This is a genomic window from Acinetobacter sp. BEC1-S18-ESBL-01 (genome assembly GCF_014169935.1).
GTDB lineage: Bacteria > Pseudomonadota > Gammaproteobacteria > Pseudomonadales > Moraxellaceae > Acinetobacter > Acinetobacter pittii.
On the sequence record NZ_AP022302.1, the window covers coordinates 2,472,936 to 2,486,966 of the forward strand.

Below are 14,031 nucleotides of genomic sequence, written 5' to 3' on the forward strand. Positions count from 1 at the left end.
TCTACCTTTATATTTAAAGCTGTCTTTAGCTATTTTGAAGATCATCTTTTGCTTTTTTTAGGTCTTTAATGACCTCTACAATCGTTTTACCTTCTTGTTTATTGATGAAGTTAAATATCCATCTCACAATAGCCCAGCCTGGTAAACCACATATGAAGAAGAATCCAGATAGGGTGATCATTCCCCAAATATCGGATACCCATTCATGCAGGTTCCATTTCATAATAATGAATGATCCGCCTGTCAGGCTTGAAACTACGGTGCAGATGAGAGCAACAATCCATTCTTGTGGAGAACGAGGAAAACGCATCATTAATACAACTGCGACAACTAAGCTGACTGCTAGAGCCACCATAATTGCAATACTATAAAAATTTAAAAATGTGGCTAACCCACTGCTAGAAACTGTTTCCATGACTTTGTCCTGCGCTAAAGGGTAAAACTTGAAAACTCATCACGTTGACCAGCTTGTGGTTTTCAATGTTTATTAATCCCTTCGTTTTCTTTATTACAGTCAATAAAAAACACTAACGCTTTAAAGCAGCGCTAAATTGCAAGACGAACTTATCCTTGACCCCATTTATTTCAGGGGTCCGAGAAAGAATGTTTGTATGCTAAAGCCTGTTAGTGTGCACCGTTTAAGGCTTGTTCAATCAACTCAATCACTGTGATTGCACCAATCGCTTTTTGCATAGAGACTTGATCATCGAATTCGAATGCGTCATCTTCAAGCTCATTTACAATCTGCTTGGCCTCCTCAAGTGCCCTTTTTATTTTTTGTACCTTATATTTGTTTACGTCTTTGGCAATTGTCGGGATATACCCTCCACGTTTTGCATTTTTAAGTTGTTTAGCTCTGTTCTGCATTGCTGTAGTCATTCACTATCTCCAACTCAATGTACTCGTTAGTAAGGCGTCTTTATCGTTTGTTATTCTTGAGGTTTTGATACATTCTTTGAGCAATATAGCTAAGCTATGACTACAAATGTGTGTTCAAAACGTTTCATCTGGTACAACAATCATAAAGAACCAAACTATATGCAATTAAGCCACTAATTTATAAACAAATATTTCCTTTTCTAAAAATGTAAAAAAGTATTAAATTTTGTGGATTTAAGCTTTTTACACGCCTTAATTTTTTGACCAAAAAGTTCATATAAGGCTTTGCCGTATATCGGAAACTTTTGTTAGGTCTCACAATCTTTGTTAAATTCTTCATGTTCTTGATACCCTTTATCGACGAACATTAAGCCTGATCCACGGAATCGGGCTTTTTTTTATTCCAATTTTTGTTTTGATAGCCTGTTTGCAAATAATAATTGAGCTATCTCCCTTTTATTCTGCTACCTGTAGAAACAAAATAAATTTAGCTTCCATCTCAAAGCTTTGATAAAGCAATAAATAGTGACTTAGGCACCACTTAAAATTTCTCTATTCATCTTGAGATATAACTGATATTATAACTATAGTTATTATTAGTCAATAACTATAGTTGTTTTACTAGATATAACTTAAGTTATATATTTGTTATAAGTTTACTGGTGTAACCATTATGGCTCTTAAAGACCGTTTAAAAGACTCTAGAATTAAAGCCAAAAAAACTCAGGCTGAAGTGGCAGAAGCTGTAAAGATGTCACAACCTGCCTATCAGGCTTTAGAGTCAGGGAAAAATTTAAAATCTGCATTTCTTCCTTTAATTGCCCAATTTTTAGGAGTGGATGGTTATTGGTTAACGACTGGGAATACTGAAGACTCTTTTAGAGAAAGTGATGTATTTAGCCCGACTGTAGTAAGTGCAGAATCTACCGATCAATATGTCTGGATTGAAGTTGTAGAAGCTAACTTTTCTTGCGGGACAGGTGAATCTATTGAATTTCACTTTGATGCTATTAATGGAAAAATTCCATTCCCTGCTTCATTCTTTAAAGAAAAACGCGTTGCTCAAGAATGCATGCGTATTATTAAAGCTAAAGGCGATAGCATGACCGACTACATTAAAGACGGAGATTTGGTGGGTATTGATATCTCTCAAACAGAAGTCATTGATGGCGAGATTTATGCGGTTTACTTTGCTGGCGAAGGAATGATTAAACAGATTTTTAAAGAGGCAGATGGCTCTTTAATTTTGCATAGCTTAAATGAAAAATTTAGAGATCGACGCGTAACAGAAGAGAACGGTAAAAACTTTAAGGTTATGGGTCGCCAGTTTTGGCGAGCAGGCTAATTTAGTTATTAAATATAATTAAAATAATAATATGAGCTTTTTTAATCATTTCAGCCTTTTTATAACTTTAATTATTTATATAACCTGTAAACATAAAAAACCTATCTCCTTTAAAAGAGATAGGTTTTCTTGCTTTACTACCATGGTTTTATCAACAATATGTATTTAAACGATAAAGTTGATTAAACCCGGTATAGAAGCTTTTACCATCTTGGTTTAACTCAATTTCTTCACCAGATTGAAGTTGAATTTTTTTACCAACTTCGACCCAACGATATCCATCGAGAGAGTTTTGTTTACGCACGTGAGGAACAATCCTCACATTAATTTCGTTGCCATTTACGGCTGTGGCAATGTGCCACTCATTTACTATATTCACAATCATTCACTCATCACTGAGCTCATGTGATTTTACGGTATGTAATTAGAACGCTAGATTTAGGGTATGGACAGTTCGTCTAGAATTTAATATTTAGCTTTATATAGGGTTATTTATAAGCTAATTGCTTTTCATAATTTTCGTATTATGAAAAGTGGTACATCACAGAGCATAATATTTTTGGATGCGGGAGTCGGATTTGAACCAACGACCTTCGGGTTATGAGCCCGACGAGCTACCAGACTGCTCCACCCCGCAATTGGAAGTAAGCTTTATACGCTCATATATTTTATAAAGCAAACTTTATTTTTTAATCGGTTGTAATTATTAACAATTCTCTTTTTATTATTTTTTTCATTTTAACCATTCAGTCTAAATTCACTTATCAATTTCAATTTTTAATTCTTTAAATTGTTGTATTTATTTTAAATAGAACCCGATATTCATAGACAACAATTGCCTTGATTGGATGGCTTTTATACTATCTAGTTTGGCCCTTTAATTTTTACTTCGTATGTCTGAACCTCAGTTTTCCCTTAGTGAATATCTCGGCACAGTTCAGGAAGTCATACGTGTGGCTTTTGATGAGCCAGTTTGGGTAAAAGCAGAAATTCGAAATTTAAATATTAAGGGCGGTCATTACTATTTAGAACTCGCAGAAAAAGATGCAGAGACGGATAAAGTCATTGCCAGCTGTAAAGCCACAATCTGGAAATTTTCAGCGAGTAAAATTGTTTTAAAGTTCGAACGTGAAACTGGAATTGAGATTTCAAGTGATTTAAATGTACTCATCAAAATTAGAGCACGTTTTGATCCTCAATATGGATTTTCGGTCAACATTGAAGAGATTGACTCAAGCTTTACATTGGGTGAAATTGCTAAACGTTACCAGCAAATTATTGAACGACTTACTCAAGAAGGTTTAATCCATAAAAATAAACTTCTTCCCACTCCTTTTGATATTCAAAATGTTTTAGTCATTGCCCCTCAAAATGCTGCGGGCCTTGGTGACTTTAAAAAAGATGCAGATGCACTTGAGCGAAATGGGGTTTGCCATTTTGTGTATCACACCGCTACTTTTCAAGGAAACACGGCTGCAACCAGTTTGATTGAATCCTTAGGTTCAGGTTTAAGACAATGGGCCAGCACCTTTAACTTTCCACCTGATTTGATTGTGATTATTCGCGGTGGTGGATCGGTCAATGATTTAGCTTATTTAAATGATTATGAACTTGCCGCCCTACTTTGCAAACGTAGTGTACCGATTTGGGTAGGTATTGGTCATGAAAAAGACCGTACAATTCTTGATGAAATTGCTCATCGCTCATTTGATACACCAAGTAAAGTCATTGCTGGTATCCGAAACCACATTGTTGAACGCGTCCAAGAAGCTGTAGATAGCCTGCAAACGATTAAGCTACTTTCTCAGCATCAAATCACGACCTATCAAAGCAAGAATGATCAACTGCTTCATCACATTAAGTCATCCGCACAAAATCAACTCAACTCGGCGCATCGCCTGCTTGATCAGATGAGAGAACGTATTCAGTTCAGCTCACAGCAACAAGTTAAATTTTCATTAGCTCAAATCGAATCTTTAATGAAGGAAATTCTTTTGCAAAATCCTAAACAGGTCCAAGCCAAGGGCTATGCAATTGTCAGATCCGAAGGAAAAGCGATTCGCTCTATCCATCAAATTTCAAGCCCTGCCATTGCTATTGAAATGCAAGATGGTGTGGTTGAAGCCAACATTACGCAGGTAATTCCAAATGAAGAATGAAGAGTTAACGTTTAAAGATGGTCATGACATTTTGAAGAAAAATGCCGAATTACTTGAATCTCAGGAAAGCCCAGATATCGATAATTTAATGAAGATTGTTGAAGAATCTATTACGGCTTATAAAGCGTGTAAATCACGTATTGAAGCTGTTCAACAAGCTCTAGATGAGACATTCAAAGAATAAAAAAAGCCCACTCCTACTTCTCATTGAAGGAATGGGCTTAGTGAAATCCACTTAATCCTGAAATGCAAAAATGTGGATTAGGTCACATTTTTACACAGGCATAGTCCCATAACCATTTTAGATGTTCAATATTTTAATTGTGTCTATACGTTAGTTTGGCTTAATTTTCACCATCTCTTAACTAAATGACTTCTATTAAGAACATACAAAATACAAACTCTGCTCATGGTTATTGTTAAATTTAATTTAAGAGTTATTCCTCACTGAATGGACCAATTAACTGATAAATTTTGCCGTCTCTAGGGTTTTCATAGAGCAAATCCATATTGGGTAAAATAATATCGTCATTAATTTCAATATGTTCAACACTTTTATGAAGCTCAAGCGCATGGTCATTCATGGGTCTAACTTTTGCCAAAGCAATTGATTCTTTATCAAACTGATCCTTGATAATTACTTTTAATCTTGTCATGAAAATCTCCTGAAAATTAAATTTTTTAATATAAATAAAGGGTTAAGTTTAAAATGAGCTAATCGCAGAATAGCCGATTGGCATCGCAAAAAAAGTTAAAATAAATGCAGCCGTACGTTGTAAATTACGTTGGTTTAACCAAGTTACTCTGTTTGAAATTAATACGGTTCCAAAAGCAATCCATAAAAATGCAATGGGTGTAATTAATGATAAAAAAATAGCAATATGCACAAAATAAACGTGAAGCACTTCCCATGCTGCATGTGGAAAAATAGCAGAAGCAAAGAGTAAAGCTTTAGGATTCAAAAGTGTTGCAACAAATAAAGCCTTAGGCGTAATTAGTGGGCTGTCTAATTTGATATCATTTGTTGATGTTATCCAAAGTTTAAATGCAAGGTAGAGAATAAAAGTTGCACTTATTAACTTTAATAAGGCAGGAAGCCAAGGGATAAAATGTGAAACTGACTCAAGCAAAACACCCCATGAAGTAATTGCAATGAGATAACCCATCACTTCAGCAGGAATAAGTTTAAGAGACTGCTTCACCCCTGCTTGTATTCCAGCCGAGGCTAACAATGTATTTGTTGGGCCTGGAGTCAACAAAATGGTGACCACAAGTCCAATAAACATAAATGACACCATAGGCAACGAACTCTTTAGTTATGCTAGGCGAAATATGTCAAAAAGGAATATCTATTGTCGACATAATGGTTGTAACAAGAAATATTAAAGTTTATTTTTTTAATTTTAAAACAAATAATTAACTCCACCTGACTACAAATTCACTTACTATTTCAATAATTTTAAATATGCAAAATTGATCACAGAAATATAGAATAAGCGCTATTTTTTCTGCTCGCTAAACTATTAAATCAAGCTTTTTTTCACAGAAAAATAGGCCGTTATTTTTAATATTTAGTTCTTATTCAGTTTATTTAATAAACACTTTTTTCTGACTTGAAATTTGAGAATTGATCAATATATAAACAACTAGAAATCGTGATTTTACTGAATATGATGTCCCGTTCCCCATCAATTCTTTGATTGTCGCTTTCATCAAATAAATCAGATGATGGAGGATGCATGATGAATGCTTATGTTCGCCCTCATCCAGATGGTTTTAAATCTTATTTAGGCAAGAATCAGAAAACCGGACTCTACATTGTACGAGTTGGTTGGACGGTTTATGAAACGAATGGCAATGGCTCTGTGCTGTACATTGTTAAGAATGAAGATACGATTCCGTTGGATGTAGAAAAGTTTAAAACTGATCGTCCCAAAATTTATGCTGCTCTTCTAAGTGAAGTCCAGTTTCAACGCAAGAAACAACTCGCGATTGATCTCCAGCAATCAAACATCCCTTCTTATGACCGTAAAGCCTACAAAAAACGGCGTGGCTTTATAGACTCTTAATTAAAGGTATTTACTTTAAACTCATATAGAAAAAGCACCCTTAGGTGCTTTTTCTTTTAACGACCAGTTGTAATTAATATGAGCATACTCAGTATTAAAGTGCTTAATGATCGTTTGCAATGTATGTGGACTTCATGCTCAGATCCGTGAGCAAATTGATTAACGTTTTCCATTTCGTGTGCCCTTAAAGTTCACACTGATAATTTGCACAATTTTCACACAATAAGAAATTAGCCAAAAGTATTATATAGAATCAAATTTTAAATCTAATGCTGGGCAAGTAGTTTTGAAATTTATAACTGAAGTAGCTAGATGTAACATTCTTATACGAGGTTAAACCCTATTGAGCGTTTGTAGACCTTTCATTTCAAACTCACCTACCAAAGAAATGATTTTATAAAATGAAAAGAGATAACAATATTCTGTTTTTTAATAATAGTCTTCGACAGGAGAACTTTTATGGAAACTCAACAAGAAACCAACTCTTCTTTATTTTGTAATGCTTCTACCTCAATTCAAGCATGTATTGAATGTATGATTGCCTGCAAAACATGTGCAGCTGCATGTTTGCAAGAAGAACATGTGCACATGATGCGTGAATGTATTAAGCATTGCATGACATGTGTAGAAACCTGCCAACTTTGTACGTCTTTAGAACTCAGAAACTCTGAACTAGCAGAATCAGCCATGCAACTTTGTGCGAACGCTTGTCAACTTTGTGCAGCAGAATGCAGTAAACATGACCATGAACACTGCCAAGTTTGTGCTAAAGCGTGCCTTGCTTGCGCACAAGCTTGTCTGGCATATCGTGCCTAAGTGGTATTTACAACTTTAAGCCTACGCAATCTTTAGATCGTAGGCTCATTAAAATATTTTAAATAACATTGAATTAAATATTCTTTATTTAAACTAATTACAATTTTTACTTTTTTATAGGCATAAAAAAAACCCGCATCTTGGGGAAAATGCAGGCTCTTAGATCTCCCACAACGACCATGAGTTCATTATTAAACTTGAACTTTAAACCGTTAACCAAATGTACCCCTAATAAAAACAAATTGCAATACAGAAGAGTCTGTATATTTGAAATATTTTATTATTTTTACATTACTTTTTCATAAGTATTTTAAAAATATAAGATATTTCCAAATAAGAAATAGTTTTTTTACAGGCATTAAAAAAGCCCGTTTCACGGGCTTTTCTGCAACGGTGAGCAATATAAGCGTTGTGTCTATCCAACTCTTGTTTGCTCTTTGCTAGCTATATGTAAGGTCTTATCGTATCTTTTGCCCTGTCCCAAGTTTCCCTGTGGAGCGAGGAGATATTACGATTACCTTAAGTACATTTATAGCACATTATTTATTCATGACTAGTCTTGTTCACGTTTTTTTACAAATGAATAAAATACGATCTATCCTTAATATTTAAGGGTTTTCTACTCCATTTGGATATTGGCGAGCATCATCACAAATTGGATACCACTTCACTTGTGAATTGACAAAAGCATGAGAGATGACTGGCGTCGATATTTCTTCATTAATAAGTCCAACCCTCAGGCGTACCACTTCTGGCTTATCTAGACGTTCACTCCAGATCGGTGAACCACAAGTTTTACAGAACACTCTCTTTTTATTAGGTGATGCAAAAAAAGCCTGTAACAGGTTTTCACCCTGAACAATGTTTAAATCAGTTTTCTGTACCTGTGTAATAGCTGCAAAAGCAGCCCCTTGTGCTTTTTGGCATTGCTTACAGTGACAAACCATAATGGGATTTAATTCAGCATTAATACTGAGTTGAACACCATTACAAAGACAAGAAGCTGTATAAGTCATCATTTTTCCTTTTTATTTTTATAAGTTTTAGCTTACACCCACGCCTTTTTCTATGTGATCTAAAATGGCACAAGAAGCTTGTTGGTTACCACAGCAATCATCGGCTGAAGCCTGCAAGATATTAACCATTTCTTGTAGGTGGGCAATTTTTTGCTTTAATTCGGCAATGTGTTTTACAGTTAGGGCTTTCACTTCTGCACTATGCCGATCTGTGTTTTTCCAAAGCGAAATAAGTTCTTTCATCTGTTCAGATGAAAAACCTAACTCTCGAGCATGCTTTAAAAAGTTTAAAGTTTTAAGGTCTGTTTCTGAATAGATGCGATAGCCAGAAGCAGAACGCTGAGCTGCTTCAAGTAAACCGATTTCTTCATAGTAGCGAATCATTTTCGCCGAAATGCCCGAATGTTTGGATGCCTGACCGATATTCATCTCACACCTCAAATACTAAATTTGGTTTAAGACCTGCTGTCATGATCTTAAACCAAAAGTTGATTTTCAGCACGCTTACTGTACTGGCGCATGAAAGCGTTTTAAGCGTAATGCATTACCTAAAACAAAAACCGAAGAAAGTGCCATTGCACCTGCTGCAAACATTGGCGAGAGTAAAACGCCAAATGCTGGATATAACGCACCTGCTGCAATTGGAATTAGGGCTACGTTATATACAAATGCCCAGAACAGGTTTTGACGTATGTTTCGCATGGTGGCTTTACTTAATGCAATTGCATTCGGTACGCCTTTTAAACTACCTGACATGAGCACAACATCAGCTGCTTCGATGGCAACATCTGTTCCTGTACCAATAGCTAAACCGACATCTGCTTGCGCCAAGGCTGGTGCATCGTTAATACCATCACCAACAAAAGCTAAGCGCCCATACTGTTTTTGCAGTTGGCGGACTGTGTCCACTTTGCCCTCGGGTAAAACCTCTGCCACAACTTCGTCAATGTTCAGCTTTTTGGCAATTGCTTGCGCCGTATGACGGTTGTCTCCTGTAATCATAGCAACCTTGAGACCTAATTGATGCAAGGCCTCAATCGCAGCATAGGTTGTTTCTTTAATGGGGTCTGCCACAGCAATAATTGCCGCAAGTTTTTGATCAATAGCAACGTATAGCGGGGTTTTGCCTTCTTCACCTAACTGAGCAGCAATCGCTTGGAAAGAGTTGGTGTCCAAACCAAGTTGGTGCATATAACGATCTGCGCCTATTTGTACTTTTTGGCCTGAAACTTCAGCTTCAATACCTGAACCTGTAATCGAGTTAAAAGCGGTTACGGGTAATAAGTTTAGGCCTTCGCTTTCTGCTGCTTGAACAATCGCGAGTGCAATCGGGTGTTCAGACTTGGCTTCGACTGAGGCAACTAAAGTCAGCACTTGTTTGCGTTCAAAGCCCTGTTGCACATTAAAGTCAGTCAGTGTCGGTTTGCCTTCGGTGAGTGTGCCCGTTTTATCAACTGCAACTACTTGCGCTTCTTGTAAAAGCTGCAAAGCTTCACCTTTACGGAACAAGACACCTAACTCGGCACCACGTCCAGTACCGACCATAATAGAAGTTGGTGTTGCAAGTCCCATCGCACAAGGACATGCAATAATCAGTACTGCAACGGCATTCACCAATCCAAAAGTGAGCGCAGGTTCTGGCCCAAAAATAAACCAAACCAAGAAAGTAATTGCAGCAATTAACATCACTACAGGTACAAACCACATGGTGACTTTATCGACTAAGCCCTGAATCGGAAGTTTAGAACCTTGGGCTTGTTCAACCATACGAATAATTTGTGAAAGTACAGATGAGCTACCCACTGCGGTTGCCCGAATGTTCAGTGTTCCGTTTTGATTGACCGTGCCTCCAACCACCTGTTGTCCCACTACTTTTTCAACAGGAACTGGTTCACCCGTAATCATAGATTCATCAATGTAGCTGTGCCCTTCAACCACCTCACCATCAACAGGCACACGTTCACCCGGACGAATTTCTACAATAGTTCCACTGACTACTTCGGCAACAGCAACTTCAACCACTTGACCGTCACGTTGAATACGGGCTGTTTTAGGCTGCATTCCTACCAAATGTTGAATAGCTTGCGAGGTTCGTCCTTTAGCTTTGGCTTCAAAATATCGTCCGAGCAAAATTAAACTGACAATAACTGCAGCCGCTTCAAAATAAGCATTGACCGTGCCTTGGGGTAATACGTGTGGCATAAAGGTTGCCACAACTGAAAAACTGTAGGCAGCTAAGGTTCCAACAGCAACCAGCGAGTTCATATCTGGCGCTAAACGCCATAAGGCTGGAATCCCTTTTTGGTAAAAGCGGCGACCAGGAAAAACGAGTACTAAGGTTGTTAAAACAAATTGTAAAAGCCAGCTATTGTATTGACCAATGGTGTGCATGACCCACATGTGAAAAGCTGGAATGAGATGTGAGCCCATTTCCAAAATAAACACAGGTAAAGCCAACACAATCGAAATGATCAAATCTTTTTTAAGCTGATCTAACTCTGACGCTTTTTTATCGAGTTGCTCATCTTGATTTTTTTCAGATGCTTTCGCGTCGTAACCTGCTTTTTTAACAGCGCGAATTAAGTCTTCAACATTAACTGATGCATCTGCTTGTACCCAAGCCTGCTCTGTTGCTAAGTTGACTGTGGCTTCTTGAACGCCGTCTACTTTTTTAAGGGCTTTTTCAACACGTGCAACACAAGATGCACAGGTCATGCCCTCAATAGACAACTCCACTGGCGCAGCTTTTGGAACATCATAACCTGCTCGTTCAACTGCTTTAACTAGTGCTTCGCGCTGAATCGGTTGATTTGAATAAACAACGGCTTTTTCTGTTGCCAAATTAACGTTAGCAATCTCTACATTTTCAACTTTCTTAAGTGCTTTTTCGACACGACCTACACACGAGGCACAGGTCATGCCTTCAATTGGAAGTGTTTCACTATATGCTGGCAATTTTGTGTTTTTTGAGTCCATCAAACACCTCTGCAAATCTGCAAAATTTAATATTCTGTATTGAGCATACAGATTCCCATCATGGGAAGGTCAAGCATATTTTTTTAAAAAATTGGTCTTGACCTTACAATCATGACAAGGTTTAGACTCAGTATTATCCAAACAAACATCTCATTCTTGATGGAGTATGAACATGAAACTACTTATTGAAAATATGACTTGTGGTGGCTGCGCTCGTGGCGTGACTGCAACGATTCAGGACGTCGACCCAAATGCAAAAGTAGATGTAGATTTAGCGACCAAAATCGTGACTGTTGAAAGCAGTGAAAGCGTCGATAAAATTACCGAAGCGCTTGAAGAAGATGGTTTCCCAGCGAAAGTGCAATAGTCGATAAGGCCTAACGTTTAAAGTTAGGCCTTTATTTTTGAGTTTGTTGATATTGATTCAAAGCTGAAATTTTTTAATTCGATAATCTAATGCTGCCCGAGATATTCCCAATAAACGTGCCGCTTCAGACACATTATGATTTGCCTTTTTTAAAGCCGTTAAAATTAACTGCCTCTCGTGTTCTTCTAAATTAAACTCTGGCTGTAATAAGTGCTCAAAGTCACTTTCAACAGTCACCGCCTGCTCTGGGTCGTGCTTGATCTGTGGGAAAATGGCATTTAACTTTATCAGTTGCTGATCGTCCGTTAATAAAACAGCCCTTTCTAATAAGTTTTCTAACTCACGAATATTGCCAGGCCATTCATATTGCTGCATAAAAACTTTGGTCTTTTCACTTACACCCTGAATGGTTTTGCCGTACATTTTTTCAAAGCGACGAAGAAAATGTTCAGCCAGTAAAGGAATGTCTTCACGGCGCTCTCGCAAAGGCGGAATCTGCACTGGGAAAATATTTAAGCGATAATATAAATCTGCCCGAAATCGCCCTGTTTTTACAGCCTGCTCAAGATCTTCATTGGTTGCTGTAATTACACGGACATCTAAAATACGTGTCTGTGAATCTCCTACTCGCTCAAACTCTCCTTCTTGCAAAATGCGTAATAGTGCTGCTTGTGCACGAGGAGAAAGCTCAATCACTTCATCTAAAAAAATCGTACCACCATTGGCTCGTTCAAACTTCCCCAAGCGAGATTGATGCGCCCCCGTATAGGCACCCTTTTCTACCCCGAATAATTCGGACTCAATTAACTCTGGGGGAATCGCTGCACAGTTTACCGCAACAAAAGGTTGGTCTTTTCTTTGGCTATTTTCATGAACTCCTCGAGCAAAAGCTTCTTTACCAACGCCGGTTTCACCTTGTAGCAAAATAGAAACTTTCGAACCTGCTGCTTTTGTTAATAATGCACAGACCTGTTTATAAGATGCTGACTTACCCACAGAACTAAATAATTGGTAATCGGCTTCACTGTCGCTATAAATTGATTTTTTAAGTTCAAAAAGTTCAGCCTGCAACGCAATCAGTTCTTTTTCCATGGGTTCGGGAGACATGAACTGAATCAGTTCATCAGCATTTTCCCACTCTTCTAAAGGCTTACCAATAATACGGCAATGCTCATCGCCGCAAGCTTTACACTCTATTTCTTGATAAATAATGGTCATGCCCGTCGCAAAACTACTGTAGCCGCACGCATAACCCAGAAGCATCCAGCACGCAGGTTCATCACTTGGGCCAAAATGCTCTAAATGCACATCAGCTTCAAAAGAGTTAAGCCAATTTAAATCGGCATAAAACTGTTTTTTATCGTGGCTTAAATTGAGCTGGTTGGCCTGTACTTGCACCATTCCACGAATGGCGTGCATTTGTGGGCCTGCCATAAAAGCATCGTGTTCATTTAGATCTGGACGCATTTTTGTTGTCACTTCTGCATCCTTTAACCCTGCTTGATACCCTAAACGAATAAAGAAACGCTTGGTTCGCTCAAGCCCAATCATGTTCGCTAAATCTTTACGCAAATATCCCATAATGCTGGTGTGTAAAAGCAGCATCCGATATTCATCAAACCAGATTTGGCCGTGGGCAGTATCAAAGTGCAATTTAGACAGCAAATCGTGAATTTCTTGCGGATGATCTGCGTATCGTCCCGTTGTATCGTATTTTACTCGAGCCATGAGTGATCTGTTTTAATCCATTAAACACATTTGGGTGTTATCTCATCTTATCGAAGAACCACATAAATGTCCTAGTACCTTAAAGACATAACTTCATACTAAAAAAGTATTTCTAAATCTCTCCTTTTTAAAGCCTCAAACAAGCTAAAAATAAATTTTTGCGGCCCTCTTCATCAAATCATGAATCTGTCTATTTCACCATTCAAAAAAATTAATGAAATGGTGAATTTAAAAAATACCTCACTTTTAATAAAAATACTAAGCAATTGTTTTTAATTATAAAAATAAAGTTGGCATAGCTTTTGTAAAGCTTATAGCGAGAGCAAGGAGCATTCATCAATTTCAAGACCATGTCTTGATGGAGTACAGCATGACGCAACCTCAAGTCGAAGCATTAACCAAATATATTCGGGTCACTGGCGACTTAAACGCAGAGTTTATCGAATTCGATTTTGCCATTCATGACCCAAGTCTATTTGTGGAACTGGTTTTGCCTAAACATGCATTTAATGATTTTTGTAAGACCAATCAAGTGGTTGAAATGACCCAAGAGCAGCAAGCTTTTAACGATGCGCAGGAAGAAAAATGGCGCTATGGCACTGAAGCAACCTTAGTCGGCACGCAACGTAATAGCAACGATCACGATGATCAAATGTAAAAAATATAAGGAGATAAA

General features: G+C 37.5%; 16 protein-coding genes and 1 tRNA gene. 7 read left to right on the plus strand and 10 right to left on the minus strand.

What is annotated here, in order from left to right:
• Nucleotides 1-25: 25 nt before the first annotated feature.
• Together H7R46_RS11665 and H7R46_RS11670 are read right to left on the minus strand one after the other, a co-directional pair.
• Entirely contained in the window at nt 26-415 is a 390-nt protein-coding gene (locus H7R46_RS11665) for a hypothetical protein (protein ID WP_002119864.1), read from the minus strand.
• A 209-nt stretch (nt 416-624) separates the two neighbouring features.
• A complete protein-coding gene (locus H7R46_RS11670; protein ID WP_002119927.1) occupies nt 625-879 on the minus strand; it encodes a hypothetical protein in 255 nt (84 codons plus the stop codon).
• A gap of 673 nt (nt 880-1,552) precedes the next feature.
• On the opposite strand from H7R46_RS11670, the gene H7R46_RS11675 reads away from it, so the two are divergent.
• Nucleotides 1,553-2,224 carry an XRE family transcriptional regulator gene (locus H7R46_RS11675; RefSeq protein WP_002119885.1) on the plus strand — a complete coding sequence of 224 codons (672 nt, stop codon included), beginning with the start codon at nt 1,553-1,555 and terminating at the stop codon, nt 2,222-2,224.
• 151 nt (nt 2,225-2,375) lie between these two features.
• Here the strand turns inward: H7R46_RS11675 and H7R46_RS11680 are convergent, their stop codons facing one another.
• Nucleotides 2,376-2,609, minus strand: coding sequence for a hypothetical protein (locus tag H7R46_RS11680; RefSeq protein ID WP_005070233.1), 234 nt, complete (start codon nt 2,607-2,609; stop codon nt 2,376-2,378).
• Between the two features lie 175 nt (nt 2,610-2,784).
• Nucleotides 2,785-2,861, minus strand: a tRNA-Met gene (locus H7R46_RS11685).
• Nucleotides 2,862-3,117: 256 nt separating this feature from the next.
• Between H7R46_RS11685 and xseA the strand changes: the two genes are divergently transcribed.
• Both xseA and xseB read left to right on the plus strand, forming a co-directional pair.
• Complete coding sequence (gene xseA / locus H7R46_RS11690) at nt 3,118-4,383, plus strand: exodeoxyribonuclease VII large subunit (RefSeq protein WP_005070235.1); 1,266 nt, start codon at nt 3,118-3,120, stop codon at nt 4,381-4,383.
• A complete protein-coding gene (gene xseB / locus H7R46_RS11695) occupies nt 4,373-4,567 on the plus strand; it encodes an exodeoxyribonuclease VII small subunit (protein WP_002119890.1) in 195 nt (64 codons plus the stop codon). Before xseA ends, xseB begins: the two co-directional genes overlap by 11 nt.
• Before the next feature lie 253 nt (nt 4,568-4,820).
• On the opposite strand, the gene H7R46_RS11700 is transcribed toward xseB, so the two are convergent.
• Nucleotides 4,821-5,039: a hypothetical protein gene (locus H7R46_RS11700; protein WP_002119919.1), complete on the minus strand. Its 219-nt coding sequence runs from the start codon at nt 5,037-5,039 to the stop codon at nt 4,821-4,823.
• Nucleotides 5,040-5,087: 48 nt separating this feature from the next.
• Nucleotides 5,088-5,681, minus strand: coding sequence for a LysE family translocator (locus H7R46_RS11705; protein WP_005070239.1), 594 nt, complete (start codon nt 5,679-5,681; stop codon nt 5,088-5,090).
• Nucleotides 5,682-6,122: 441 nt separating this feature from the next.
• Here H7R46_RS11705 and H7R46_RS11710 point away from each other — a divergent pair, with 441 nt between their 5' ends.
• Complete coding sequence (locus H7R46_RS11710; protein ID WP_005070242.1) at nt 6,123-6,452, plus strand: hypothetical protein; 330 nt, start codon at nt 6,123-6,125, stop codon at nt 6,450-6,452.
• 459 nt (nt 6,453-6,911) lie between these two features.
• Entirely contained in the window at nt 6,912-7,268 is a 357-nt protein-coding gene (locus H7R46_RS11715) for a four-helix bundle copper-binding protein (protein WP_005070246.1), read from the plus strand.
• A gap of 608 nt (nt 7,269-7,876) precedes the next feature.
• On the opposite strand, the gene H7R46_RS11720 is transcribed toward H7R46_RS11715, so the two are convergent.
• The 3 genes from H7R46_RS11720 to H7R46_RS11730 form a co-directional block, all read right to left on the minus strand.
• Nucleotides 7,877-8,284 (minus strand): GFA family protein, encoded by a 408-nt coding sequence (locus H7R46_RS11720; protein ID WP_086260906.1) that lies wholly within the window; start codon nt 8,282-8,284, stop codon nt 7,877-7,879.
• A gap of 27 nt (nt 8,285-8,311) precedes the next feature.
• Nucleotides 8,312-8,713 carry a Cu(I)-responsive transcriptional regulator gene (gene cueR / locus H7R46_RS11725; RefSeq protein WP_005070253.1) on the minus strand — a complete coding sequence of 134 codons (402 nt, stop codon included), beginning with the start codon at nt 8,711-8,713 and terminating at the stop codon, nt 8,312-8,314.
• A gap of 75 nt (nt 8,714-8,788) precedes the next feature.
• Nucleotides 8,789-11,260 (minus strand): heavy metal translocating P-type ATPase, encoded by a 2,472-nt coding sequence (locus H7R46_RS11730; RefSeq protein WP_005070256.1) that lies wholly within the window; start codon nt 11,258-11,260, stop codon nt 8,789-8,791.
• 166 nt (nt 11,261-11,426) lie between these two features.
• Between H7R46_RS11730 and H7R46_RS11735 the strand changes: the two genes are divergently transcribed.
• Entirely contained in the window at nt 11,427-11,627 is a 201-nt protein-coding gene (locus H7R46_RS11735) for a heavy-metal-associated domain-containing protein (RefSeq protein WP_001985155.1), read from the plus strand.
• Nucleotides 11,628-11,684: 57 nt separating this feature from the next.
• Here H7R46_RS11735 and mobR read toward each other — a convergent pair whose 3' ends face one another.
• Nucleotides 11,685-13,355: a phenol degradation transcriptional regulator MobR gene (gene mobR, locus H7R46_RS11740; RefSeq protein ID WP_005070258.1), complete on the minus strand. Its 1,671-nt coding sequence runs from the start codon at nt 13,353-13,355 to the stop codon at nt 11,685-11,687.
• Nucleotides 13,356-13,725: 370 nt separating this feature from the next.
• On the opposite strand from mobR, the gene H7R46_RS11750 reads away from it, so the two are divergent.
• Nucleotides 13,726-14,013 carry a phenol hydroxylase subunit gene (locus tag H7R46_RS11750; RefSeq protein WP_000193471.1) on the plus strand — a complete coding sequence of 96 codons (288 nt, stop codon included), beginning with the start codon at nt 13,726-13,728 and terminating at the stop codon, nt 14,011-14,013.
• Nucleotides 14,014-14,031 lie beyond the last annotated feature (18 nt).

What these genes read in the sequence shown, in the direction of transcription:
- H7R46_RS11665 (WP_002119864.1), bottom strand. Translation starts at nt 415, where the DNA reads ATGGAAACAGTTTCTAGCAGTGGGTTAGCCACATTTTTAAATTTTTAT.
- H7R46_RS11715 (WP_005070246.1), top strand. Translation starts at nt 6,912, where the DNA reads ATGGAAACTCAACAAGAAACCAACTCTTCTTTATTTTGTAATGCTTCT.
- H7R46_RS11675 (WP_002119885.1), top strand. Translation starts at nt 1,553, where the DNA reads ATGGCTCTTAAAGACCGTTTAAAAGACTCTAGAATTAAAGCCAAAAAA.
- H7R46_RS11680 (WP_005070233.1), bottom strand. Translation starts at nt 2,609, where the DNA reads ATGATTGTGAATATAGTAAATGAGTGGCACATTGCCACAGCCGTAAAT.
- xseA (WP_005070235.1), top strand. Translation starts at nt 3,118, where the DNA reads ATGTCTGAACCTCAGTTTTCCCTTAGTGAATATCTCGGCACAGTTCAG.
- H7R46_RS11670 (WP_002119927.1), bottom strand. Translation starts at nt 879, where the DNA reads ATGACTACAGCAATGCAGAACAGAGCTAAACAACTTAAAAATGCAAAA.
- H7R46_RS11710 (WP_005070242.1), top strand. Translation starts at nt 6,123, where the DNA reads ATGATGAATGCTTATGTTCGCCCTCATCCAGATGGTTTTAAATCTTAT.
- H7R46_RS11720 (WP_086260906.1), bottom strand. Translation starts at nt 8,284, where the DNA reads ATGACTTATACAGCTTCTTGTCTTTGTAATGGTGTTCAACTCAGTATT.
- H7R46_RS11700 (WP_002119919.1), bottom strand. Translation starts at nt 5,039, where the DNA reads ATGACAAGATTAAAAGTAATTATCAAGGATCAGTTTGATAAAGAATCA.
- H7R46_RS11735 (WP_001985155.1), top strand. Translation starts at nt 11,427, where the DNA reads ATGAACATGAAACTACTTATTGAAAATATGACTTGTGGTGGCTGCGCT.
- H7R46_RS11730 (WP_005070256.1), bottom strand. Translation starts at nt 11,260, where the DNA reads ATGGACTCAAAAAACACAAAATTGCCAGCATATAGTGAAACACTTCCA.
- cueR (WP_005070253.1), bottom strand. Translation starts at nt 8,713, where the DNA reads ATGAATATCGGTCAGGCATCCAAACATTCGGGCATTTCGGCGAAAATG.
- mobR (WP_005070258.1), bottom strand. Translation starts at nt 13,355, where the DNA reads ATGGCTCGAGTAAAATACGATACAACGGGACGATACGCAGATCATCCG.
- H7R46_RS11750 (WP_000193471.1), top strand. Translation starts at nt 13,726, where the DNA reads ATGACGCAACCTCAAGTCGAAGCATTAACCAAATATATTCGGGTCACT.
- xseB (WP_002119890.1), top strand. Translation starts at nt 4,373, where the DNA reads ATGAAGAATGAAGAGTTAACGTTTAAAGATGGTCATGACATTTTGAAG.
- H7R46_RS11705 (WP_005070239.1), bottom strand. Translation starts at nt 5,681, where the DNA reads ATGGTGTCATTTATGTTTATTGGACTTGTGGTCACCATTTTGTTGACT.